Origin of the sequence: Paraburkholderia sp. BL23I1N1, from assembly GCF_003610295.1 — a bacterium.
Taxonomy (GTDB): domain Bacteria; phylum Pseudomonadota; class Gammaproteobacteria; order Burkholderiales; family Burkholderiaceae; genus Paraburkholderia.
The window spans coordinates 3,534,828-3,557,624 of record NZ_RAPV01000001.1 but is presented as its reverse complement, the minus strand read 5'-3'; the positions used below and the strand labels follow the sequence as shown (position 1 = coordinate 3,557,624).

Below are 22,797 nucleotides of genomic sequence, written 5' to 3'. Positions count from 1 at the left end.
AGTACTTAACTTGACTAGATGACGTACAGATCGACGTATTCATTGACCGGCATGGCTTCAAGCCTTGCCTGATCCAGCGACACGTCGAGAATCGCCAGTTGTTGCTTGACCGGAAAGCGGCGCGCGAGGTTGGTCTTGAACTTCTCGACCAGCAACGGAATCCCGTCTTCGCGACGACGCTTGTGACCGATCGGGTATTCGACTACAACTTCGTCGAACTTCGAGCCGTCGTTGAATTCGATCGTCAGTGCATTGGCGATCGAACGCTTCTCCGGATCGTGGTAATCCTTCGTGAACCGCGCGTCTTCGACACATGCCATTTTGGCGCGCAGCACATCGATACGCGCGTCCTGCGCGATCGAATCTTCATAATCCATGGCCGTCAGACGGCCATGGATCAACGGCACGGCGATCATGTACTGGATGCAATGATCGCGGTCGGCCGGATTGTTCAGGGGGCCTTTCTTGTCGATGATGCGGAGCGCGGCTTCGTGGGTGCGGATCGTGATCTTGCTGATGTCTTCGACGCGCTTGCCTTGAGCGGCGAGCTGCGCGTGCAGCTTCATGGCCGCTTCCACCGCCGTTTGCGCATGGAATTCTGCCGGAAACGAAATTTTGAAGAGCACGTTTTCCATCACGTACGAGCCGTACGGACGCTGAAACTTGAACGCATTGCCCTTGAACAGGACATCGTAAAAGCCCCACGTCTTCGCGGTGAGCACCGACGGATAGCCCATCTCGCCGGTCCTCGCGATAAGCGCGAGCCGCACCGCGCGCGAAGTTGCATCGCCCGCCGCCCACGACTTGCGCGAGCCGGTATTCGGTGCGTGACGATACGTGCGCAACGCATGCCCATCGACAAACGCCTGCGATACCGCATTGATCAACTCGTCGCGGGTCAAACCAATCAGCTGGCCGACCACGGCGGTGGAAGCCAGCTTCACCAGCAGCACGTGATCGAGCCCGACCTTGTTGAACGAGTTTTCGAGCGCGATACAGCCTTGAATTTCGTGCGCCTTGATCATGGCGATCAACACGTCTTTCATCGTCAGCGGCTGTTTGCCCGCTGCGATGGCACTGCGCGAGAGCCAGTCGGCCGTTGCCAGAATCCCGCCGAGGTTATCCGACGGATGACCCCATTCGGCGGCCAGCCAGGTGTCGTTGAAGTCCAGCCAGCGGATCATCGCGCCGATGTTGAAGGCGGCCTGAACCGGGTCCAGCTGGAACGACGTGCCCGGCACCTTCGCGCCGTTGGGGACGATCGTGCCAGGCACGATCGGTCCCATCAGCTTGGTGCAGGCCGGGTAGGTGAGCGCCTCGAGTCCGCAACCGAGCGTATCGATCATGCAGTTACGCGCGGTGTCCAGCGCGAGCGTGCTGTCGATCGGGAAATCCAGCACGTAATCGACGATATCGACCAGGACTGGGTCCGGATCGGGTCGTACGTTGGAAATCGGAGCGGACATCGGGGTGCTTTCCTGATGTAACGGATTAGTTGGTCTTGTTGATCGCGTTCGATTGCGTCGGAGCCGGTGCGCCTTGAGTCATGGCGGCCGTCTTGCATTCGTCGGCCAGACGCGAGCTGTCCTTATCCGAGAACAACATTGCCTTCGTCGGGATCACGACCAGGTCCATACCCGATGCGGCGTCGTGGAAACGGTCTGCGCCCGTGGTGGTCGCTTCGCGCGGCAGATTGTAGTTTTTGTTCGCCCAGTGAACCGTGACGATCTGGTCACGCTTCATGTCGCCCTTCAGGTCGAATGCCAGACCTTCGTTGCACGACCACTTTTCCGAGCCTTCCGGCACCGGATCGACCTTCGCTTCCTTGGCCGGATTCGCCTTGCGCTTGATCAGGCGCTTCGGTTGCGGGCGCTTCGCCACAGCCTTGGTAGCGGGCTTTGCGGTGGTGGTCGCCGTTTGTGCGACTGCGTCAGTCGCGACGGACAGCATCGTCGTGGACAGGGCGCCAATCACGGCGGCGATCATCAGCTTCTTCATGGTGGAGAACCTTTCTATCTAATTTCAGTGAACAGCACGCGGGCTACCGGTCCTGGCAACCGCGAGGGTTGAACTGCACGCGCTTCGAAAGCGCACAGCGACCGCTATTTTCTCCTATTTAGCGGCACGAACTTCAAATTCTCGGGACCGGTGTAATTTGCGCTCGGACGAATGATCTTGTTGTCGATCCGCTGCTCGATAATGTGCGCGCTCCAGCCAGCCGTGCGGGCGATCACGAACAACGGCGTGAACATCGCCGTCGGCACGCCCATCATGTGATACGAAACCGCGCTGAACCAGTCGAGATTTGGAAACATCTTTTTCACATCTGCCATCACTGTTTCAAGTCGTTCGGCGATGTTGAACAGCTTCAGGTTGCCCGCTTCCTTCGAGAGCTGCTTCGCGACGTCCTTGATGACCTTGTTGCGCGGGTCCGAAATCGTGTACACCGGGTGACCGAAACCGATCACCACGTCCTTGTTTTCAACGCGACGGCGGATGTCGGCTTCAGCCTCATCTGGCGTCTGATAACGCGACTGGATCTCGAACGCGGCTTCGTTCGCGCCGCCGTGCTTCGGGCCGCGCAACGCGCCGATCGCGCCGGTGATCGCCGAGTAGATGTCCGAGCCCGTGCCCGCGATCACGCGGCCGGTGAACGTCGAAGCGTTGAATTCATGCTCGGCGTACAGGTTCAGCGACACATGCATCGCGTCGACCCATGCTTTCGACGGCGCCACACCGTGCAGCAGGTGCAGGAAGTGGCCGCCGATCGAGTCGTCGTCGGTTTCGACTTCGATGCGCTTGCCGTTGTGCGAATAGTGGTACCAGTACAGCAGCATCGAGCCGAGCGAGGCCATCAGCTTGTCGGCGATGTCGCGTGCGCCCGCCAGGTTGTGGTCGTCCTTCTCCGGCAGCACGGTGCCGAGCACCGATACGCCGGTACGCATCACATCCATCGGGTGAGCGGCGGCCGGAATCCATTCCAGCGCGGCCTTGACGTTCGCGGGCAGGCCGCGCAGCGCCTTGAGCTTCGTCTTGTAGGCCGTCAGTTCGGCTTGCGTGGGCAGCTTTTCGTGGACCAGCAGATACGCGATCTCTTCGAATTCGCATGCACCGGCGATGTCGAGAATGTCGTAGCCGCGGTAGTGCAGGTCGTTGCCGGTCTTGCCGACCGTGCAGAGCGCAGTGTTGCCCGCCGTCACGCCGGACAGCGCAACGGATTTCTTCGGTTTGAAGCCGCTTTTAAGTTCGTTCTCGCCTTGTGCACCGGCGGTTTGCGTCGTCTCGCTCATCTCCCGCAATCTCCTTTGTGCCTGCTCATTGCTTCTGACTGAACCGTGCATTCAACGTCTGTTTCCTGCGCACGACGCCACACGTGGGCACCGGCCAGCGCTGCCACACCGGCTGCTGCGTTAGCTTTCGCGCTCATGATGCGGCTTGCCCGTTAGCGCCCACTTTCGTGAAGAGCGGCGCGGCGTCTTGCGGGACGGCGCGGCCAGTGGATTGCGCGCGACGCAACACTGACCAGTAATAGCGATAGCTTGCCCGGTCGTGCAACGTGTCGTGATGGCGCGTCGGTCCCCATTGCGCCGACTGCGCAGCCAGCAGAATTTCAGTAGCGGTGGCGATTTCTTCGTCGCGCGGGGCAAACGCGGCCACGATCGCCTCGATCTGCGCCGGATGGATGCTCCACATGCGCGTGTAGCCAAACTCGTTGCGGGCGCGCGCCGCGTCGCTCGCGACCACGCTCATGTCGCGCACTTCCGTGCTGACGTTATGCGAGGGCACCTTGCCGTGCGCGTGACAGGCCGCGGAGATCTCGAGCTTCGCGCGCCGCACCAGCGGGTGATCGAACTGACCGGGCGAGCGCATGGCGGTATCAGGAATCGCGCCGTCGTGCGCGGAAACGAAGTCCATCAGGCCGAAGCTCAGCGCCTCGACGCCGGGCAGCGCGGCCAGATCGAAAGCATGCGCCAACGCGCCATGCGTTTCGACCAGCAGTTGCACCGGCACCGGCTGTGCGATGCCGAGTTCGCGTCTCGTAGCCTCGATGAACGCGACCATCTCGGCGGCATCGGGGACGTTGCGGATCTTCGGCAAGGTGATGTAAGCGGGTGCTCGCTTCGCGGCCCGCAGAATGAGACGGACATCGTCACGCCAGTGCGCGTGATCGAAGTCGTGAATCCGCACGCCGACGCGGCCGAAGCGGTCATGCTCGCTGCCCAGCAGCGAGGCGACCAGCTCCGCGTGTTCGGCTTCCCGGCCGACCTGCGCGCCGTCTTCGCAATCGAGTGTGACGTCGAACACCGGGCCGAGTTGCTGCTGCAAGGCCAGTGATTTCAGCATCAGCTTCTCGCTGCCGGCGTAGTGGTCGCAGGCAGGCAGCACAGCGGGCGGCACTTCGCCGTCAAACAGCACTTCGGCGGGTGTGAGGGCGCGCATCTTCGGCGTCAGGAGCGTGGGTGGTCGTTAGGGGAATCTGATGCGGATGCGCTCTATTCGGCCATCGTCAGGCAGCCGCACAAAACGCGTTCGGATCAGATGCGAATGCTGGCATTCGCATGCAAATTCGCACGTAAAAAACCGGAACCCGCCGCGATACTGCTTCGGAGTTCCGGTTTGTTTGCATCTAGCCGCTTAGCCGAGCAGGTGTTGAACGCCTTCGCGTTCTTCGAGCAGCTCGTTCAGCGTGCCGTCCATCTTTTCGCGCGAGAACGCGTCGATTGCCAGACCTTCAACGCGCTTGTACTCGCCGTTTTCGCACGTAACCGGCACACCGTAGATGATGTCTTCCGGAATGCCATACGAACCGTCCGACGGAATACCCATCGTGACCCACTTGCCGTTCGTGCCGAGCACCCAGTCACGCACGTGGTCGATTGCAGCGTTAGCCGCCGACGCTGCCGACGAGAGGCCGCGCGCTTCGATGATCGCGGCGCCGCGCTTGCCGACCGTCGGGATGAACGTGTTGCGATTCCATTCTTCGTCGTTGATCAGCTTGGTCAGGTCTTGACCTTCTGCCGTTGCAACGCGGAAATCCGGGTACATAGTCGGCGAGTGGTTGCCCCACACTGCCAGCTTTTCGATCGAAGCAACCGGCTTGCCCGACTTGGCGGCCAGTTGCGACAGCGCGCGGTTGTGGTCCAGGCGCAGCATGGCGGTGAAGTTCTTCTTCGGCAGATCCGGTGCCGACTTCATGGCGATGTAGGCATTCGTGTTGGCCGGGTTGCCGACCACCAGCACCTTCACGTCGCGGCTTGCGACTTCGTTCAGCGCCTTGCCCTGAACCGTGAAGATTTCAGCGTTTGCCGACAGCAGGTCCTTGCGCTCCATGCCTTTCGAACGCGGGCGTGCGCCGACCAGCAGGGCAACGTCTGCATCCTTGAATGCAACCTTCGGGTCGTCGGTGATCACGACACCCGACAGCAGCGGGAATGCGCAATCATCCAGTTCCATCACGACGCCTTTGACGGCGCCTTGCGCTTGCGGCAGGTCGAGCAGTTGCAGGATGACCGGTTGATCCTTGCCGAGCAGATCGCCATTGGCGATGCGGAACAGCAGGGAGTAAGCGATTTGACCTGCGGCGCCGGTGACGGCAACGCGCTTTGCGGGCTTAGCCATTGAGAAATCTCCAGGACGATGCGTTAGACGCTAGGGAAAACGCCATTCTATATGCGCGTTCAGCGAAGCGTTGTGAAACACGGCGGAATTCACTGTTCGCGTACGGCCTCGGAATGTGCCGAGGCTGCGCGGCGCGTTGCGGCAAAACCGCCATGCCGGAAACCTGTACTGCCGAGCGGGGAGCGGAACACCAGGCGCCGGGTAGCCACTGCACGGTGCGGGCTCCTGCAAACAGCGCGTTTCGGCAAGCGTCTGACCAGACAATGGCGGCGAATCGAAACCTGGACTGCGTGGGAACAGCATGGTGCAGAGTGGCTGCCGGTGCGTGGCGACGCTGTACAACACAGTGAAAAACAGCCGTCGAAAAACCTGCAAACCCTTGCTCGACAAGGAGTGTAGGAGTCAGCTGGCACAAAGTCAACATTATCTTATGTCTTATATAAGACATATCTATTGAGGGGAAAATCCTAGACGCGGCCCAGCCCTTTATGATGAAATGCGCGGATGAATTCGAACCCGGCGAACACCACGAATCCGAGCGGCCAAACGGCTGCGGGAGAGGGTGTATCCGCTGCCGCTCCCTCTGCGTCGCCTACTTTCAGTCCTTTGTATCAGCAGATCAAGGGCTTGATTACGCAGAGTCTGGAAAATGGCGAATGGAAACCTGGCGAGATCATTCCTAGTGAAGTCGAATTGGCGGCAAGATACAAGGTCAGTCAGGGCACGGTGCGCAAAGCGATCGACGAACTTGCCGCTGACAACCTGCTGGTGCGTCGCCAGGGCAAGGGCACGTTTGTTGCAACGCACAATGAAGACCGCGCCCAGTTTCGCTTCCTCAGATTACTGGCCGATGACGGCGCGGAGCATCCGCACGTCAGCCGCCTGCTTGAATGCCGGCGCTTGCGCGCTTCGGCGGACATCGCCCGGCAACTCGATCTCAAGCCCGCCGATCCGGTGGTGCTGATCAAGCGTTTGCTGCAGTTCGACGGCGAAGTCACCGTACTCGACGAAATCTGGTTACCCGGCGCGGTGTTCCGCGGGCTCACGCTGGAGCGGCTGTCGGAGTATAAAGGTCCCCTTTACGCCATGTTCGAGACTGAATTCGGCACACGCATGATCCGCGCAACGGAGAAGATCCGGGCGGTTGCGGCTGAGCCTTCAGTGGCTGACCTGCTGAATGTGCCGGCGGGATTTCCACTGCTCTCGGTCGAGCGCGTGTCCTATACATATGGAGACCGGCCGGTCGAGGTGCGCCGCGGTTGGTATGTCACAACCGGGTATTACTATCAGAACGATCTGAGCTGAATCAGGATGAAAGAAGGCGCCGCGTCCCACGCGTGCGCCTGTTTGAAGGCGTCTTTATCGCGCGTGCTGTAACGGACCTGTCGTCGTTTTCGCTGCAGCGCGATATAAAAAGGCGCTAAAATCGCGGATTAGTGTGACTACATAGTAGGGGTCTAGCATGGCTGAAGCCGTAAAAAAACCGAGGCCGGAATTCCGGAACATCGGTATCGGGCAGATTTTGACGGCATACCGTCTCCCGCTAGCGGGGCGTGTGTCGATCTTGCACCGCTTAAGCGGTGGGCTGCTTTTTGTTTTTCTTCCGTTCCTGCTGTACCTCTTCGATCAGAGCCTGACTTCCGAACTGAGTTTCGAAGTCTTCAAGGGCTTCCTCTCCAACATCATTGTCAAGCTCATCACGCTCGTTCTCGCGTGGGCCTTCCTGTTCCACTTCTGTGCAGGCGTGCGTCACCTGTTCATGGACACAAGCCACGGCCTCACGACTAAAGAGAAGGGCAAGCAAACCTCCATCGTGGTGCTGGTCGTTTCGTCGCTTCTGACGATTGCCTTTGCGCTCAAACTCTTCGGAGCATTCTAAAAAAATGGCAGCTAATAACCGAATCGGTCCGAAGCGTCTCGTCGTCGGCGCTCACTACGGTCTGCGCGACTGGCTCGCCCAGCGCATTACCGCCTGCATCATGGCGGTCTACACGGTCATCCTGCTCGCCTGGTTCTTCGGCGCGCGCGATTTCTCGTATGACGGCTGGGCCTCGATCTTCGCCACGCAATGGATGAAGCTCGCCACGTTTGTCACGCTGCTCTCGCTGTTCTATCACGCGTGGGTTGGTATCCGCGATATCTGGATGGACTATGTGAAGCCCGTTGGCATGCGCCTGTTTCTTCAGGCACTGACGATCGTCTGGCTGCTCGCATGTGCGGGCTACGCTGCGCAGATTCTCTGGAGAGTGTAAAAGAATGGCTGCAATCAAGAATTCTCTGCCGCGTCGCAAATTTGACGTGGTTATCGTCGGCGCAGGCGGCTCGGGGATGCGCGCTTCGCTGCAACTCGCGCGCGCCGGTCTGTCGGTTTGCGTGCTGTCCAAGGTGTTCCCGACGCGTTCGCACACGGTTGCTGCCCAGGGCGGCATCGGCGCATCGCTCGGTAACATGAGCGAAGACAATTGGCACTATCACTTCTACGACACGATCAAGGGTTCCGACTGGCTCGGCGACCAGGATGCGATCGAATTCATGTGCCGTGAAGCACCACATGCTGTCTACGAACTCGAACACATGGGCATGCCGTTCGACCGTAACGCTGACGGCACGATTTACCAACGCCCGTTCGGCGGCCACACGGCCAACTACGGCGAGAAGCCGGTGCAACGCGCTTGCGCGGCGGCTGACCGTACCGGTCACGCGCTGCTGCACACGCTGTACCAGCAAAACGTGGCGGCCAAGACGCAGTTCTTCGTCGAATGGATGGCGCTGGATCTGATCCGCGACGCCGACGGCGACGTGCTCGGCGTGACCGCGCTGGAAATGGAAACCGGCGACGTTTATATCCTCGAAGGCAAGACCACGCTGTTCGCTACGGGCGGCGCGGGCCGGATCTTCGCGGCATCCACGAACGCGTTCATCAACACCGGTGACGGCCTGGGCATGGCGGCGCGTTCGGGTATCGCGCTGCAAGACATGGAATTCTGGCAATTCCACCCCACCGGCGTGGCCGGCGCGGGCGTGCTGATTACCGAAGGCGTGCGCGGCGAAGGCGGTATTCTGCGTAACTCGAACGGCGAGCGTTTCATGGAACGCTACGCGCCGACGCTGAAGGATCTGGCGCCGCGCGACTTCGTTTCGCGTTCGATGGACCAGGAAATCAAGGAAGGCCGCGGCGTGGGTCCGAACAAGGATCACGTGCTGCTCGACCTGTCGCACATCGGCGCCGAGACGATCATGAAGCGTCTGCCGTCGATCCGCGAAATCGCAATGAAGTTCGCGAACGTCGATTGCATTAAAGAGCCGATTCCGGTTGTGCCGACCATCCACTACCAGATGGGTGGCATCCCGACGAACATCAACGGCCAGGTCGTTGGCACGTCGAGGGATCACAAGGAAGCCGTCAACGGTTTCTACGCAGTGGGCGAATGCTCGTGCGTGTCGGTGCACGGCGCAAACCGTCTCGGCACGAACTCGCTGCTCGACCTGGTGGTGTTCGGCCGCGCGGCCGGTAACCACATCGTCAAGCACGTGAAGGAAGTCAAGGAACACAAGCCGCTGCCGGCCGACGCGGGTGATTTCTCGCTGGCTCGTCTGAACAAGCTGGACAAATCCACCTCGGGCGAATATTCGCAAACCGTCGCGGGCGACATCCGCTCCACGATGCAGGCCCACGCCGGCGTGTTCCGCACGTCGAAGCTGCTGGCAGAAGGCGTCGAGCGGATTCGCGAAGTGGCCGAACGGGTCGGCAACATCTACCTGAAAGACAAGTCGAAGGTGTTCAACACGGCACGTATTGAAGCGCTGGAAGTGGAGAACCTGATCGAAGTGGCACGCGCCACGATGATTTCCGCTGAAGCGCGCAAGGAAAGCCGCGGCGCGCATGCGCAAAACGACTTCGAACATCGCGACGACGAAAACTGGCTGCGCCATACGCTGTGGTTCAGCGAAGGCGATCGCCTCGACTACAAGCCGGTTCAGATGCAACCGCTGACCGTCGAATCGGTGCCGCCGAAAGCGCGTACCTTCTAAGGCACAAGTCAAAGGAATTCAGAAATGGCCAAGCGTACATTTGAAATTTACCGCTACGACCCGGATAAGGACGCGGCACCGCGCATGCAAACGTACGAGATCGAAATCGACTCGCACGAACGCATGCTGCTCGACGCGCTGCTCAAGCTGAAAGCGATGGACGAAACCTTGTCGTTCCGCCGTTCGTGCCGCGAAGGCGTGTGCGGTTCGGACGCCATGAACATCAACGGCAAGAACGGTCTGGCCTGCTTGCAGAACATGAACGACCTGCCGCAAAAGATCGTGCTGCGTCCGCTGCCGGGCCTGCCGGTCGTGCGCGACCTGATCTGCGACTTCACGCAGTTCTTCAACCAGTATCACTCGATCAAGCCGTACCTGATCAACGATACGCCGCCGCCGGAAAAGGAACGTCTGCAGTCGCCGGAAGAACGCGACGAGCTCGACGGCCTGTACGAATGTATTCTGTGCGCTAGCTGCTCCACGTCGTGCCCGAGCTTCTGGTGGAATCCGGACAAGTTCGTCGGCCCGGCTGGCCTGTTGCAAGCCTATCGTTTCATCGCGGACAGCCGTGATGAAGCGACGGGTGAACGCCTCGACAACCTGGAAGATCCGTACCGTCTGTTCCGTTGCCATACCATCATGAATTGCGTCGACGTCTGCCCGAAGGGCTTGAACCCGACCAAGGCGATTGGCAAGATCAAGGAATTGATGGTTCGCCGCGCGGTTTGAGATGGACGCAACACTGCATCAGTCCGACCCTCTTCGCCGCGCGCGCCTTCGCTGGCGCGCGCGGCGCGGCTTGCTGGAAAACGATCTGATCTTTGAACGTTTTTTCAGCCGATATGAGCATGACCTCAGCGATGCCGATGTGGGCGCTCTCACGCGCCTGCTCGAGCTGAGCGATAACGACCTGATGGACTTGCTGCTTGTCCGCAAGGAACCAGCAGGCGACCTTGCCGACCCGGATGTGATCCGGGTGCTGGAGCTGTTGCGCAACGCTTGAGCGTCGCAAACGCTTTGCGGCGCCGCTTGTCCGTTGCTCCCAGGCGTGCAAATTATCGAAACCCTGTTTCCATACTTCGATTGAGGATGTGCTATGACCCCGTCAGATGTTAAAGCCACGCTATCGTTCAGCGACAATTCGCCGAGCGTTGAAATGCCGATTTACAAGGGCACTCTCGGCCCGGACGTGATCGACATCCGCAAACTGTACGGCCAGACTGGCAAGTTCACGTACGACCCGGGCTTCATGTCGACGGCGGCGTGCAATTCGGCGATCACCTACATCGACGGCGACAAGGGCGAGTTGCTGTATCGCGGCTACCCGATCGACGACCTCGCGCAAAACGCCGACTTCCTCGAAACCTGCTATCTGCTGCTGAAGGGCGAACTGCCGAACGCACAGCAGAACGAAGAGTTCGTGAACACCGTCACGAAGCACACGATGGTGCATGAGCAAATGCACTTCTTCTTCCGTGGCTTCCGCCGTGACGCGCACCCGATGGCGATTCTGGTCGCGGCGGTCGGCGCTCTGTCGGCGTTCTATCACGACTCGCTCGACATCAACAATCCGCGTCACCGTGAAGTGTCGGCCATTCGCATGATCGCGAAGCTGCCCACGCTGGTCGCGATGGCGTACAAGTACAGCATCGGCCAGCCGTTTGCTTACCCGAAGAACGACCTGTCGTACAGCGCGAACTTCATGCGCATGATGTTCTCGAACCCGTGCGAAGAGTACAAGGTCAACGACGTGCTGGTTCGCGCACTCGACCGTATCCTGATCCTGCATGCTGACCACGAGCAGAATGCCTCGACCTCGACGGTTCGTCTGGCGGGTTCGTCGGGCGCTAACCCGTTCGCATGTATCGCGGCTGGTATCGCTTGCTTGTGGGGCCCGGCGCACGGTGGTGCGAACGAAGCCGCGCTGAACATGCTGGAAGAAATCGGCTCGGTCGACAACATTCCTGAGTTCATCAAGCAGGTGAAGGACAAGAACTCGGGCGTGAAGCTGATGGGCTTCGGTCACCGCGTCTACAAGAACTACGATCCGCGTGCGAAGCTGATGCGCGAAACCTGCCACGAAGTGCTGGAAGAGCTGGGCCTGCACGACGACCCGCTGTTCAAGCTGGCCATGGCACTGGAAAAGATCGCGCTGGAAGACGAGTACTTCGTGTCGCGCAAGCTGTACCCGAATGTCGACTTCTACTCGGGCATCGTGCAGCGCGCGCTGGGCATCCCGACGTCGATGTTCACGTGTATCTTCGCGATGGCACGTACGGTCGGCTGGATTGCACAGTGGAACGAAATGATTGCGGATCCGGAACAGAAGATTGGCCGTCCGCGTCAGCTGTTTGTTGGCGATACGCCGCGTGATGCGAAGCCGATTGGGCAACGTTGATTGGGTTTGAGTCCGAGTTGTTCGCAATAGCTGGTTACGTTGCGGGCTAGCGCGGAGTCTGACTGGTAAGAAATGCCCCAACGGGTTCTCCGTCGGGGCATTTTGTTTTTGGCTTCGATCGCGTGCGCCGAGCATGCAGTCACGCGGCGGTGCAGCAAGTGGCAAGCGCGTGCGGACTTGCCGGGTAACACCCATACAGGTATCGCCACTACCACCCAACTCCCTGTTTTTTATCGGTTTTTCCCCTGATTCATGGACCCTAAGCGGGGTTCAGCGTGGCATAATCGACCGACACAGTCAGCCCGCAGTCATTACTACCCCGCATACCATGGCACAGACTCTCTACGACAAATTGTGGAACACACACGTGATCCACACGGAAGAAGACGGTACGACGATTCTCTATATCGACCGTCACCTGCTGCACGAAGTCACCAGCCCTCAGGCGTTCGAAGGCCTGAAACTGGCTGAACGCCCGGTGTGGCGTATCAGCGCGAATCTGGCGGTGTCGGACCACAACGTCCCCACCACGGATCGCAGCCACGGCATCGCCGATCCCATCTCGAAGCTGCAGGTCGATACGCTCGACAGCAACTGCGACACGTACGGCATCACGCAGTTCAAGATGAACGATCTGCGCCAGGGCATCGTGCACATCATCGGGCCGGAGCAGGGCGCCACGCTGCCGGGCATGACCATCGTCTGCGGCGACTCGCACACGTCCACGCACGGCGCGTTCGGTGCGCTGGCGCACGGCATCGGCACGTCGGAAGTCGAACACGTGCTGGCCACGCAAACGCTCTTGCAGAAGAAGAGCAAGAACATGCTGGTGAAGGTCGAAGGCCCGTTGCCGCGCGGCTGCACCGCGAAAGACATCGTGCTCGCCATCATCGGCAAGATCGGCACGGCAGGCGGCACCGGCTACGCAATCGAATTCGGCGGTTCGACGATTCGCGCGCTGTCCATGGAAGGCCGTATGACGGTCTGCAACATGGCGATCGAAGCAGGCGCGCGCGCCGGCATGGTCGCCGTGGACGACACCACCATCGAATACCTGAAGGGCCGTCCGTTCTCGCCCTCGGGCATCGAGTGGGATCACGCGGTTGAGTACTGGAAGCAGTTCAAGTCGGACGAAGGCGCGCAATTCGATCGCGTGGTCGAGCTGAACGCCGCGGAAATCGTGCCGCAAGTCACATGGGGCACGTCGCCGGAAATGGTTACGGCCGTCGACGGCCGCGTGCCGGATCCGGAGCGCGAAAAAGACCCGGTCAAGCGCGATGCAATGGAGCGCGCGCTGAAGTATATGGCGCTTGAACCGAATGCGCCGATCGAATCCATCAAGCCGGATAAAATCTTCATCGGGTCGTGCACCAACGCGCGCATTGAAGACATTCGCGCTGCGGCATACGTCGTGAAGAAGCTCGGCCGCCGCGTCGCCCCGAGCATCCGTCTGGCCATGGTCGTGCCGGGTTCGGGTCTGGTGAAGGCGCAAGCGGAACGCGAAGGCCTCGACAAGGTCTTTACCGATGCCGGTTTCGAATGGCGTGAGCCCGGTTGCTCGATGTGTCTCGCGATGAACGCCGACCGGTTGGATCCGGGCGAGCGTTGCGCGTCCACGTCGAATCGTAATTTCGAAGGTCGTCAGGGCGCCGGTGGCCGTACCCACCTCGTGAGCCCCGCGATGGCTGCCGCCGCGGCCATCGAAGGGCATTTCGTCGATATTCGCAAGCTTGGATAAACACGCATGATGAAGAACATGAATCGCACCACTCTATTGCGCCGCTTCGCACTCGGTACCCTGGCCGCGCTACTGCTCGGTCTGACCGGCTGCAATACGGTGCACGGATTTGGCGAGGACATGTCGCACCTCGGCAATTCGATCAGCAATCACGCTGACAAATAAGCGGTTTTTGATTTTTGCCGGCAATGCAGCGAGCGGCTTTCCGGCCGCCACGCGCATCGCCCGGTCTTGAAACAGGCGCAAGCGTCATGGATAAATTCATCGTACATACCGGCGTCGTGGCGCCGCTCGATCGCGAGAACGTCGACACGGACGCGATCATTCCGAAGCAATTCCTGAAGTCGATCAAGCGCACGGGTTTCGGTCCGAACGCGTTCGACGAATGGCGATACCTCGACCACGGCGAGCCGGGTCAAGACAACTCGAAGCGTCCGCTGAATCCGGATTTCGTGCTGAATCAGCCGCGCTATCAGGGCGCGTCGGTGCTGTTGGCGCGCAAGAACTTCGGTTGCGGCAGCTCGCGTGAGCACGCGCCATGGGCGTTGGAGCAATACGGCTTCCGCGCGATTATCGCGCCGAGCTTCGCCGATATCTTCTACAACAACTGTTTCAAGAACGGCCTGCTGCCGATCGTGCTGACCGAACAGCAAGTCGATCATTTGTTCAACGAAACCTACGCGTTCAACGGCTTCAAGCTGACCGTCGACCTGGATGCGCAAGTTGTCCGCACGTCGGACGGTGGTGCCGAATATCCGTTCGAAGTGGCTGCGTTCCGCAAGTACTGCCTGTTGAATGGCTTCGACGATATCGGCCTCACGCTGCGTCACGCTGACAAGATTCGCCAGTTCGAAGCCGAGCGGATCGCAAAGCAGCCGTGGCTGAATCACCGCATCGTTGGATAAAGGCTGACAGGCCTGAGAGCCCGATGGCTCGCTGAATCATCTCGAAGAAAATCATCAAGGAAATTCGCATGAAGATCGCAGTCTTGCCGGGCGACGGCATCGGTCCCGAAATCGTCAAGGAGGCCGTCAAGGTCCTGAACGTGCTCGGCGAAAAGTTCGAACTCGAAGAAGCGCCGGTTGGCGGCGCGGGCTACGAAGCGAAGGGTCATCCGCTGCCCGATTCGACGCTGGCGCTGGCGAAAGAAGCCGATGCAATCCTGTTCGGCGCCGTCGGCGACTGGAAGTACGACTCGCTCGAACGCGCGCTGCGCCCGGAGCAGGCCATTCTCGGTCTGCGCAAGCACCTGCAATTGTTCGCGAACTTCCGTCCGGCAATCTGCTATCCGCAACTGACGGGCGCTTCGTCGTTGAAGGAAGAGATCGTTTCGGGTCTCAACATCCTGATCGTGCGCGAGTTGAACGGCGATATTTATTTCGGTGCGCCGCGCGGCGTGCGTTCGTCACCGGATGGCCTGTTCGAAGGCGCGAAAGAAGGCTTCGACACGATGCGTTATTCGGAACCCGAAGTGCGCCGCATTGCGCATGTCGCGTTTCAGGCCGCGCAAAAGCGGCAGAAGAAGCTGACGAGCGTGGATAAGGCCAATGTGCTCGAAACGTCGCAGTTCTGGCGCGACGTGATGATCGACGTGTCGAAGGAATACGCGGACGTCGAGCTGTCGCACATGTATGTGGATAACGCGGCGATGCAGTTGGTGAAGGCGCCGAAGGCGTTCGACGTGGTGGTGACCGGCAACATGTTCGGCGACATCCTCTCTGACGAAGCCGCCATGCTCACGGGTTCGATTGGCATGCTGCCGTCGGCTTCGCTCGACAAGAACAACAAGGGCCTGTACGAGCCGTCGCACGGTTCGGCGCCGGATATCGCCGGCAAGGGCGTGGCCAATCCGCTGGCAACGATCCTGTCGGCCGCGATGATGTTGCGTTATTCGCTGAACAAGGCGGAACAGGCGGATCGTATCGAAAGCGCGGTCAAGAAGGTGCTGGAACAGGGCTTCCGCACCGGCGACATTCTGACGCCGGGTTGCAAGCAGGTTGGCACCGTGGCAATGGGCGATGCTGTTGTCGCCGCGCTGTAAAGTACCGAGAAGTTAAGCAGTAGTTAGGTCTTCAAAGCGGCCTTTAAAACGCGAAATAGCCTCGAAACAGGCCATTTCGCGCGTAATACGGGCGATAGCGGCGGATGACGTCGCCAGATTCCGGTTTTCGTGTATATTGTAGCAATGGCGCAGACAGCTCAAATCTCCTCGATTTCGAAACTGCACGGCAAAACGGCCCGTGTGGTTGAGCTCGCCATTACTACCACCAAAACGATTACCCCGAAAACGATCACGAAACGCTGATCGTCCGTCGTGCCCGCTCATCTTCCCCGCGCGGTCACTGCGGGCAAAGATGCGGGGAAGTTTCCATTCGAAGGGTATGAAGTCATGAACGTAGGTCTCGTAGGTTGGCGCGGTATGGTCGGCAGCGTCCTGATGCAACGTATGCAGCAGGAAGGCGATTTCGACTTGATCGAACCGGTGTTTTTCAGCACCAGCAACGCGGGCGGCAACGCGCCGTCGTTCGCCAAAAACGAGACCAAGCTCAAAGATGCGACAAGCATCGAAGACCTGAAGAAGTGCGAAGCGATCATCTCCTGCCAGGGCGGCGATTACACGAATGAAGTGTTCCCGAAGCTGCGCGCAGCGGGCTGGAACGGCTACTGGATCGACGCGGCTTCGTCGCTGCGCATGAAAGACGACGCGGTCATCATTCTCGATCCGGTCAACCTCGACGTGATCAAGAACGCGCTGGTCAAGGGCCAGAAGAATTTCATCGGCGGCAACTGCACGGTCAGCCTGATGCTGATGGCGCTGGGCGGTCTGCTCCGCGAAAACCTCGTCGACTGGATGACGGCCATGACGTATCAGGCCGCTTCGGGCGCGGGCGCGCAAAACATGCGCGAACTGCTGCAGCAAATGGGCACGCTGTACGGCGCGGCCAAGGAAGACCTGGCGGATCCGTCGTCGGCGATTCTCGACATCGACCGCCGCGTGCTGAGCGCAATGAACAGCGACCGCATGCCGACCGACAACTTCGGCGTGCCGCTCGCCGGCTCGCTGATTCCGTGGATCGACAAGGATCTCGGTAACGGCATGTCGAAGGAAGAGTGGAAGGGCGGCGCGGAAACCAACAAGATTCTCGGCAAGCCGGCCATGGGCACGCCGGGTTCGATCCCGGTAGATGGTCTATGCGTGCGGATCGGCGCAATGCGCTGCCACTCGCAGGCGTTGACCATCAAGCTGAACAAGGACGTGCCGCTGGACGAAGTGAACAGCATCCTCGCATCGGGCAACGACTGGGTGAAGGTTGTGCCGAACGAACGCGAAGCGTCGATGCGCGATCTGTCCCCGGCGGTGGTGACGGGCACGTTGACCGTGCCGGTCGGCCGTGTACGCAAACTGGCGATGGGCGGCGAATATCTGTCGGCCTTCACGGTCGGCGATCAGTTGCTGTGGGGCGCGGCGGAACCGCTGCGTCGCATGCTTCGCATTGTGCTCGACAAGTAAAGTAAACTACGCGCTCACGACGCGTAGAAAACTCAAGAAGCGTCGCGCTTGCGCGGCGCTTTTTTCATTGTGTGCTCCGATTATCTTGTCTCTTTCCAACCGCAAAAAAGGGCTGCGCGCTGACGCGCCAGGGGTCCCGATGAACCTTCGACTCTCATCCCTTCGGGCTATGTCTATGCATCAAGGTACGGGCCGGCTGATGGCCGCAGCCGTTTTGGCGCTCGCGCTGGCCGGCGCCGGCGTTGGCAGCGCGGTGGCCGCGCCGGGCGACGCCGCGAGCGCGCCGGAAGGCGCCTCCGTTTCTTACGCTGCCGGGAGTCAATATACGGTGCGGCCCGGGCAATCGTTGAACGACGTGGCGATTGCCGTCACGCAATCGCACGACCGGGGGACGCTCGCCCGCGCATCGCGCGCGCTGTTCGATGCGAATCCGAATGCGTTCATGAGTCATGACCCGAGCCGGATGCGCGTAGGCGCGCTGTTGACGGTTCCGGCACTGGATGCGTCGGGTGCGCCGGCGGCTTCTGCGCCGGTTGCGGGGTCTGCGCCTACCGCGTCATCGGCCGCTGCGGCTACAGCTACTGCCGCACCTGCCTCCGCGCCGGCCGCGGCGGCAGTCGTTGCCGCGAGCGCCGTGGCGCAGGTCAATGCCGCTGCTGCGAGTGCCGCAGCGCCGGCCACGCCTGCGGTGTCGGGGGCGGCCAGTTCAACGGCTGAAGCAAGTGCGGCGATGCCGGGTAGCTCGGCAGCCGCCGGCGCGGTTGCGACGGCGCCCGTAGCGGGCTCACAGGCTGCAGGCGCATTGTCGGGCAGCGAGGCCCACGTCTGGTCGGGCGCGATCCAGCCTTCGGCCAGCGAGTCTGCCGAAGGTGCGTCGGGAGCTGTCACCGCACAGCCGGCATCGCAACCGCGTGCGCAGGTATCCAGTTTGCAGCAATTGCTTGCGCTGAAAAACCGCGTGCTGATGGAGTTGCAGAAACATGGCATCGGCGGTTCGCCGGCCGCGACGGTCAAGCCTTCGACGAACGGCGCGCAGCCGGCTGCCAGCGCTTCGTCTGCAGCGACCGTTGCCGGTCATGGCGGCGCTGCAAATTCCACGTCGAATGACATCGGCATCTCGCAGACGAATTTGAGCATTGCGGCGGCGATCGGTGCGGCGTTGGTCGTGCTGCTGGGCGCTTGGCGTCTGCGTCGGCGCAAGCGCGCCGGTGTTGCCGCGGCTGAAGGCTCGCTGGCAAGGGACGCAGCAGCAGCCGCCGCGCGAGCGGCCGGGACGCAGGATATCGATTCGACGCCGGAAGCTGTATCTGTGCGTGAAGCGTCCGACGTGAGCGACGAAGCGGCAGCGCGGCATGCGGCGGCTGACCGCGAGGCCGTAGAGGGTGACGCGGCGGCGCGGGAAGTGGCCGAACGCGTGGCGGCGGAACGTGAAGCGGAAATTCGCCGGGCGGCGGAGCGTGAAGCAGCAGAAGGTACAGAGCACGTAGCGCCGGAACAGGCAGCAACGGCACGCGAAGCCGCAGAACGTGAACAGGCGGAACGTGAGGCAGCAGAACAAGCCGCGGCTGAACATGAAGCCGCTGCCCGCCAACCGCACGCAGACTTGCCCGCTCAGGATCACGACGCGTCACAGCACGCCGGGCAGGGAAGCCATCCGGCACCCGCACCGTTCGAACCCGTGCAACTGAGCCCGGAGGTCGAGCCGGCCGCCCAAAGCGGATTCGCGTCGGAACCTCTTCCCGCCGCTCATCACGAAAACCTCGACGGAGCGACCACGGCTGCAAGCCTTGCTGCCGCGGCGGAACTCGGCGCCGAGGCATTGCCGCGCACGTCGCTTGAACCGGTCAACGAGAGCTTGCCGGAAGAGGTGCCTCCGCATCGTCTGCAATGGGACGACGAACCGGCTCCGACCGCGCCGTTGGCAGCACCGACGAACGAATCTTTCGCTGAGCCGCAGAGCCATCTCGACACCCCGTCGCCGGTTATCGATTTCACGCAGCAGCGGGTCGAGCCGCACACGACTTCGCCGTTCGGTCAACCGCACAGCGAAACCCCAGTGCCCACGGCCCAGCAGGACACGGCTCACATCGAGCCGACGTACCAGCCGTCCTATGAGCCGCAACCGCAGTCACATCAGCAAGCCGAAACCGCGACGCCCGGCGGCGCGCCGAATCTCGAGCCGGTCGCCCCCGCTGCGCCAATCCAGCCGGCACTGTCCGTCCCGACCGAGTTCCCGCGCGATGCTGTCGATGCATTCAGCAGTCTGGACATGCCTTTGCCGCCGCGCCTCGAATCGACTGACGCAGCAGCAGCGGCGAGCGCACCAGGATCACTGGCGACACAACCGGTTGCCTCCCCGGAAAGCACCGCGCAGCAAGCCGTTGCGCCGCACGATCCGGATGACTTCCCGCACATCGCCGATGAAATCGCCAGCGGCACCGCAGGCCATGCAGCCGTCGCGGGCCTGGGCGCGGCGGGCTTCGGCGCGTTGAAGCTCGATTTCGACCTCGAATTGCCGCCGAGTCCGGCTCAGCCGTTGCCCGCCTTCACGCGCGCCGATCTCACCCGCATCGCCCGCAACAAGCTCGATCTGGCCGCGGAATATATCGACCTCGGCGATCTGTCCGGCGCGCGCGTGCTCATTAACGAAGTGATCGAAGCGAACGATCCGGCCACGCGCACCGAAGCCCGCGCGCTGCTTTCGACGCTCGCGCCGTTGTCGTGAAGCGTATTGCGCTGGGCGTCCAGTACGACGGTTCGGCGTTCTGCGGCTGGCAGTCGCAGACGCACGGCAAGACCGTACAGGACGAGCTCGAACGGGCGTTGCGCGAGTTCGCGCAAACGCCCGTGCAAACCGTTGTGGCGGGCCGTACGGATACCGGCGTGCACGGCCTCGGCCAGGTCGTGCACTTCGACACCGAACTCGATCGCACGGATTTTTCGTGGATTCGCGGCACCAACGCCTTCCTGCCGAAGACAATCGCCGTGCAATGGGCCAAGCCGATGCCCGATGAGTTTCACGCGCGTTTCTCGGCGTTCGAGCGAACCTATTACTACGTTCTGTACGTCCATCCGTTCCGCTCGCCGATGCAGGCTGCGCGGGCCGGCTGGGTGCACACACCGCTCGACGTCGACGCGATGCGGACCGCCGCCGCTCACCTGATCGGCGCGCACGATTTTTCGGCGTTTCGTTCGTCGCAATGCCAGGCGAAAACACCGGTCAAGCACCTCTATCAGATCGACATACTGCAACAGGGCGACTTCATTCATTTCCGCTTTAGGGCGAACGCGTTCCTGCACCATATGGTGCGTAATCTGATGGGATGTCTCGTCAATATCGGCCAGGGACGCCATCCGGCCGAATGGATGGCCGAGGTTCTCGCGAGCCGCGATCGCGACTGTGCCGCGCCGACTTTCATGCCTGATGGCCTGTACCTGGCGCAGGTGGGCTATCCTGAGCAATTCGCCGTGCCCGCGCCGCAAACAGGCAGCGTGCCGTGGAGTACCGTATGGACCGAGCAAGCGCAAACATGAAATCAACCGAAAATCTGGCAACCGAAGCTCACGCGGACGCATCGCAGCACGCCGTGCCGCATCGCACGCGGATCAAACTGTGCGGCCTGTCGAAACCGGAAGACGTGGCTCAGGCGATCGACCTCGGCGCCGACGCGATCGGCCTCGTGTTCTATCCGCCGAGCCCGCGCTCGGTGAGCGTCGCGCAGGCCGTCGAGCTGGTGCACGATGTGCCGCCGTTCGTGTCGGTCGTCGGCTTGTTCGTGAACGCAACGCAGGACTGGATTCGCGAAGTCGTCAGCAATGTCGGGCTTACGCTGCTGCAGTTCCACGGCGACGAGACCCCGGAGCAGTGCGAATCCCTTGCCGGCATTGCGGGTTTGCCTTGGTTGCGCGCCTTGCGAATCGCGGCGGATACTCAACCGGCAGATTTGGTAAAATCAGCGCTTAACTATTCAGCAGCCAGCGCCCTTCTGTTCGACACCCATGTCGAAGGCTATGGCGGCGGCGGGAAGGTTTTCGATTGGTCACTTATTCCAGCAGAGCTCGCGCGTCGGGCCGTTTTGAGTGGTGGGTTGAACGCGCAAAACGTCAGTGATGCGATCCATCGCGTGCGCCCGTACGCGGTCGATGTCTCGAGCGGCATCGAAGTGCCGGGCGCCAGGGGCGTGAAAGATCACGCCCGGATGGCGGCGTTCGTACGCGCGGTGCGCGCAGCGGACGCTGAATGATTCAGGCGGCACGGTTTTCTCATATGGAAGCCGTGCGCCACACTGAGAAGAGCGATCACCATGTATAACTTGCCTGACGAAAGAGGCCATTTCGGCCCATATGGCGGCGTGTTTGTCGCTGAAACGCTGGTTCACGCACTCAACGAGCTGCGTGCCGCGTATGAGAAATATCAGAAAGACCCGGAATTCGTCGCCGAATACGAGCGCGAACTGAAGCATTTCGTGGGTCGTCCGTCGCCGATTTATCACGCCCAGCGCTGGAGCGAAATGCTCGGCGGCGCGCAGATTTTCCTCAAGCGCGAAGACCTGAATCACACCGGCGCGCACAAGATCAATAACGTGATCGGACAGGCGCTGCTCGCCAAGCGCATGGGCAAGCCGCGCGTGATCGCGGAAACCGGCGCGGGACAGCACGGCGTGGCGACCGCAACCATCGCGGCGCGCTTCGGCATGGAATGCGTGGTCTACATGGGCGAAGAAGACGTGCGTCGCCAGGCCGCGAACGTGTACCGGATGAAGCTGCTCGGCGCGACTGTCGTACCCGTGCAGTCTGGCTCGCGCACGCTGAAGGACGCGCTCAATGAAGCGATGCGCGACTGGGTGACCAATGTCGAAAACACCTTCTACATCATCGGCACGGTGGCGGGACCGCATCCGTATCCGATGATGGTGCGGGACTTCCAGCGCGTGATCGGCGACGAGTGCAAGGTGCAGATGCCTGAACTGGTCGGTCGCCAGCCGGACGCCGTGATTGCGTGCGTTGGCGGCGGCTCGAACGCAATGGGGATCTTTTACCCATACATTGACGACACTTCGGTGCAGCTGATCGGTGTCGAGCCAGCGGGCGACGGGATCGAAACCGGCCGGCACGCAGCCTCGCTGATCGCCGGCACGCCGGGTGTGCTGCACGGCAACCGCACGTATCTCCTGCAGGACGAAAACGGTCAGATCATCGAGACACATTCGATCTCGGCCGGCTTGGACTATCCGGGCGTGGGTCCCGAGCATGCGTGGCTAAAAGACAGCAATCGCGCGCAATACGTCAGCATCGACGACGGAGAAGCGCTCAAGGGGTTCCACGATTGCTGCCGTATCGAAGGCATTATTCCGGCGCTGGAATCCAGCCACGCGCTGGCCTATGCCGCGAAACTCGCGCCGACGCTGCCCAAGGACAAAGTCCTTCTGGTCAATCTGTCGGGTCGAGGCGACAAGGACATGCACACGGTCGCTGAGCGATCGGGTATCCAGTTCTGAG

At 61.2% G+C, this 22,797-nt stretch carries 21 protein-coding genes; 16 read left to right on the top strand and 5 right to left on the bottom strand.

Annotation, left to right across the window (positions count from 1 at the left end; genetic code table 11):
- Nucleotides 1-14: 14 nt before the first annotated feature.
- The 5 genes from B0G76_RS16545 to B0G76_RS16525 form a co-directional block, all read right to left on the bottom strand.
- Complete coding sequence (locus B0G76_RS16545; RefSeq protein ID WP_120293567.1) at nucleotides 15-1,466, bottom strand: bifunctional 2-methylcitrate dehydratase/aconitate hydratase; 1,452 nt, start codon at nucleotides 1,464-1,466, stop codon at nucleotides 15-17.
- Between the two features lie 25 nt (nucleotides 1,467-1,491).
- A complete protein-coding gene (locus tag B0G76_RS16540) occupies nucleotides 1,492-1,998 on the bottom strand; it encodes a hypothetical protein (RefSeq protein ID WP_120293566.1) in 507 nt (168 codons plus the stop codon).
- A 104-nt stretch (nucleotides 1,999-2,102) separates the two neighbouring features.
- Nucleotides 2,103-3,290: a 2-methylcitrate synthase gene (gene prpC, locus B0G76_RS16535; protein ID WP_120293565.1), complete on the bottom strand. Its 1,188-nt coding sequence runs from the start codon at nucleotides 3,288-3,290 to the stop codon at nucleotides 2,103-2,105.
- A gap of 133 nt (nucleotides 3,291-3,423) precedes the next feature.
- Nucleotides 3,424-4,440 carry a CoA ester lyase gene (locus tag B0G76_RS16530; RefSeq protein WP_120293564.1) on the bottom strand — a complete coding sequence of 339 codons (1,017 nt, stop codon included), beginning with the start codon at nucleotides 4,438-4,440 and terminating at the stop codon, nucleotides 3,424-3,426.
- A 195-nt stretch (nucleotides 4,441-4,635) separates the two neighbouring features.
- Nucleotides 4,636-5,619, bottom strand: a complete 984-nt coding sequence (locus tag B0G76_RS16525) for a malate dehydrogenase (RefSeq protein WP_074289036.1) — start codon at nucleotides 5,617-5,619, stop codon at nucleotides 4,636-4,638.
- Between the two features lie 504 nt (nucleotides 5,620-6,123).
- Between B0G76_RS16525 and B0G76_RS16520 the strand changes: the two genes are divergently transcribed.
- From B0G76_RS16520 to trpB, 16 genes are all read left to right on the top strand, one after another.
- On the top strand, nucleotides 6,124-6,924 hold the full coding sequence (locus B0G76_RS16520) for a GntR family transcriptional regulator (protein WP_120293563.1): 801 nt from the start codon (nucleotides 6,124-6,126) through the stop codon (nucleotides 6,922-6,924).
- 157 nt (nucleotides 6,925-7,081) lie between these two features.
- Nucleotides 7,082-7,498, top strand: coding sequence for a succinate dehydrogenase, cytochrome b556 subunit (gene sdhC / locus B0G76_RS16515; RefSeq protein WP_054034790.1), 417 nt, complete (start codon nucleotides 7,082-7,084; stop codon nucleotides 7,496-7,498).
- A gap of 4 nt (nucleotides 7,499-7,502) precedes the next feature.
- The gene (gene sdhD / locus B0G76_RS16510) at nucleotides 7,503-7,871 is read left to right on the top strand and encodes a succinate dehydrogenase, hydrophobic membrane anchor protein (RefSeq protein WP_063498406.1); all 369 of its coding nucleotides are present in this window, start codon (nucleotides 7,503-7,505) and stop codon (nucleotides 7,869-7,871) included.
- A 4-nt stretch (nucleotides 7,872-7,875) separates the two neighbouring features.
- Nucleotides 7,876-9,651, top strand: a complete 1,776-nt coding sequence (gene sdhA / locus B0G76_RS16505) for a succinate dehydrogenase flavoprotein subunit (RefSeq protein ID WP_120293562.1) — start codon at nucleotides 7,876-7,878, stop codon at nucleotides 9,649-9,651.
- Between the two features lie 24 nt (nucleotides 9,652-9,675).
- The gene (locus B0G76_RS16500; protein WP_054034792.1) at nucleotides 9,676-10,380 is read left to right on the top strand and encodes a succinate dehydrogenase iron-sulfur subunit; all 705 of its coding nucleotides are present in this window, start codon (nucleotides 9,676-9,678) and stop codon (nucleotides 10,378-10,380) included.
- Between the two features lies 1 nt (nucleotide 10,381).
- On the top strand, nucleotides 10,382-10,654 hold the full coding sequence (locus tag B0G76_RS16495; RefSeq protein ID WP_120293561.1) for a succinate dehydrogenase assembly factor 2: 273 nt from the start codon (nucleotides 10,382-10,384) through the stop codon (nucleotides 10,652-10,654).
- Nucleotides 10,655-10,747: 93 nt separating this feature from the next.
- The gene (gene gltA, locus B0G76_RS16490; RefSeq protein WP_120293560.1) at nucleotides 10,748-12,049 is read left to right on the top strand and encodes a citrate synthase; all 1,302 of its coding nucleotides are present in this window, start codon (nucleotides 10,748-10,750) and stop codon (nucleotides 12,047-12,049) included.
- Nucleotides 12,050-12,377: 328 nt separating this feature from the next.
- Complete coding sequence (leuC, locus tag B0G76_RS16485; RefSeq protein ID WP_120293559.1) at nucleotides 12,378-13,787, top strand: 3-isopropylmalate dehydratase large subunit; 1,410 nt, start codon at nucleotides 12,378-12,380, stop codon at nucleotides 13,785-13,787.
- A 6-nt stretch (nucleotides 13,788-13,793) separates the two neighbouring features.
- Nucleotides 13,794-13,952: an entericidin A/B family lipoprotein gene (locus B0G76_RS16480; RefSeq protein WP_120293558.1), complete on the top strand. Its 159-nt coding sequence runs from the start codon at nucleotides 13,794-13,796 to the stop codon at nucleotides 13,950-13,952.
- Nucleotides 13,953-14,038: 86 nt separating this feature from the next.
- The gene (gene leuD / locus B0G76_RS16475) at nucleotides 14,039-14,692 is read left to right on the top strand and encodes a 3-isopropylmalate dehydratase small subunit (protein ID WP_120293557.1); all 654 of its coding nucleotides are present in this window, start codon (nucleotides 14,039-14,041) and stop codon (nucleotides 14,690-14,692) included.
- A gap of 68 nt (nucleotides 14,693-14,760) precedes the next feature.
- Nucleotides 14,761-15,828 carry a 3-isopropylmalate dehydrogenase gene (leuB, locus tag B0G76_RS16470; protein ID WP_120293556.1) on the top strand — a complete coding sequence of 356 codons (1,068 nt, stop codon included), beginning with the start codon at nucleotides 14,761-14,763 and terminating at the stop codon, nucleotides 15,826-15,828.
- Nucleotides 15,829-16,176: 348 nt separating this feature from the next.
- Complete coding sequence (gene asd, locus B0G76_RS16465) at nucleotides 16,177-17,298, top strand: aspartate-semialdehyde dehydrogenase (protein WP_120293555.1); 1,122 nt, start codon at nucleotides 16,177-16,179, stop codon at nucleotides 17,296-17,298.
- 169 nt (nucleotides 17,299-17,467) lie between these two features.
- A complete protein-coding gene (locus B0G76_RS16460; RefSeq protein WP_409076717.1) occupies nucleotides 17,468-20,023 on the top strand; it encodes a FimV/HubP family polar landmark protein in 2,556 nt (851 codons plus the stop codon).
- Nucleotides 20,020-20,832, top strand: coding sequence for a tRNA pseudouridine(38-40) synthase TruA (gene truA / locus B0G76_RS16455; RefSeq protein WP_120293553.1), 813 nt, complete (start codon nucleotides 20,020-20,022; stop codon nucleotides 20,830-20,832). Before B0G76_RS16460 ends, truA begins: the two co-directional genes overlap by 4 nt.
- Nucleotides 20,829-21,542, top strand: coding sequence for a phosphoribosylanthranilate isomerase (locus B0G76_RS16450; protein ID WP_120293552.1), 714 nt, complete (start codon nucleotides 20,829-20,831; stop codon nucleotides 21,540-21,542). Before truA ends, B0G76_RS16450 begins: the two co-directional genes overlap by 4 nt.
- 60 nt (nucleotides 21,543-21,602) lie before the next feature.
- The gene (gene trpB, locus B0G76_RS16445; protein ID WP_120293551.1) at nucleotides 21,603-22,796 is read left to right on the top strand and encodes a tryptophan synthase subunit beta; all 1,194 of its coding nucleotides are present in this window, start codon (nucleotides 21,603-21,605) and stop codon (nucleotides 22,794-22,796) included.
- The last annotated feature ends 1 nt before the right edge of the window (nucleotide 22,797 follow it).

What these genes read in the sequence shown, in the direction of transcription:
- B0G76_RS16545 (WP_120293567.1), bottom strand. Translation starts at nt 1,466, where the DNA reads ATGTCCGCTCCGATTTCCAACGTACGACCCGATCCGGACCCAGTCCTG.
- B0G76_RS16540 (WP_120293566.1), bottom strand. Translation starts at nt 1,998, where the DNA reads ATGAAGAAGCTGATGATCGCCGCCGTGATTGGCGCCCTGTCCACGACG.
- prpC (WP_120293565.1), bottom strand. Translation starts at nt 3,290, where the DNA reads ATGAGCGAGACGACGCAAACCGCCGGTGCACAAGGCGAGAACGAACTT.
- B0G76_RS16530 (WP_120293564.1), bottom strand. Translation starts at nt 4,440, where the DNA reads ATGCGCGCCCTCACACCCGCCGAAGTGCTGTTTGACGGCGAAGTGCCG.
- B0G76_RS16525 (WP_074289036.1), bottom strand. Translation starts at nt 5,619, where the DNA reads ATGGCTAAGCCCGCAAAGCGCGTTGCCGTCACCGGCGCCGCAGGTCAA.
- B0G76_RS16520 (WP_120293563.1), top strand. Translation starts at nt 6,124, where the DNA reads ATGAATTCGAACCCGGCGAACACCACGAATCCGAGCGGCCAAACGGCT.
- sdhC (WP_054034790.1), top strand. Translation starts at nt 7,082, where the DNA reads ATGGCTGAAGCCGTAAAAAAACCGAGGCCGGAATTCCGGAACATCGGT.
- sdhD (WP_063498406.1), top strand. Translation starts at nt 7,503, where the DNA reads ATGGCAGCTAATAACCGAATCGGTCCGAAGCGTCTCGTCGTCGGCGCT.
- sdhA (WP_120293562.1), top strand. Translation starts at nt 7,876, where the DNA reads ATGGCTGCAATCAAGAATTCTCTGCCGCGTCGCAAATTTGACGTGGTT.
- B0G76_RS16500 (WP_054034792.1), top strand. Translation starts at nt 9,676, where the DNA reads ATGGCCAAGCGTACATTTGAAATTTACCGCTACGACCCGGATAAGGAC.
- B0G76_RS16495 (WP_120293561.1), top strand. Translation starts at nt 10,382, where the DNA reads ATGGACGCAACACTGCATCAGTCCGACCCTCTTCGCCGCGCGCGCCTT.
- gltA (WP_120293560.1), top strand. Translation starts at nt 10,748, where the DNA reads ATGACCCCGTCAGATGTTAAAGCCACGCTATCGTTCAGCGACAATTCG.
- leuC (WP_120293559.1), top strand. Translation starts at nt 12,378, where the DNA reads ATGGCACAGACTCTCTACGACAAATTGTGGAACACACACGTGATCCAC.
- B0G76_RS16480 (WP_120293558.1), top strand. Translation starts at nt 13,794, where the DNA reads ATGATGAAGAACATGAATCGCACCACTCTATTGCGCCGCTTCGCACTC.
- leuD (WP_120293557.1), top strand. Translation starts at nt 14,039, where the DNA reads ATGGATAAATTCATCGTACATACCGGCGTCGTGGCGCCGCTCGATCGC.
- leuB (WP_120293556.1), top strand. Translation starts at nt 14,761, where the DNA reads ATGAAGATCGCAGTCTTGCCGGGCGACGGCATCGGTCCCGAAATCGTC.
- asd (WP_120293555.1), top strand. Translation starts at nt 16,177, where the DNA reads ATGAACGTAGGTCTCGTAGGTTGGCGCGGTATGGTCGGCAGCGTCCTG.
- B0G76_RS16460 (WP_409076717.1), top strand. Translation starts at nt 17,468, where the DNA reads ATGTCTATGCATCAAGGTACGGGCCGGCTGATGGCCGCAGCCGTTTTG.
- B0G76_RS16450 (WP_120293552.1), top strand. Translation starts at nt 20,829, where the DNA reads ATGAAATCAACCGAAAATCTGGCAACCGAAGCTCACGCGGACGCATCG.
- trpB (WP_120293551.1), top strand. Translation starts at nt 21,603, where the DNA reads ATGTATAACTTGCCTGACGAAAGAGGCCATTTCGGCCCATATGGCGGC.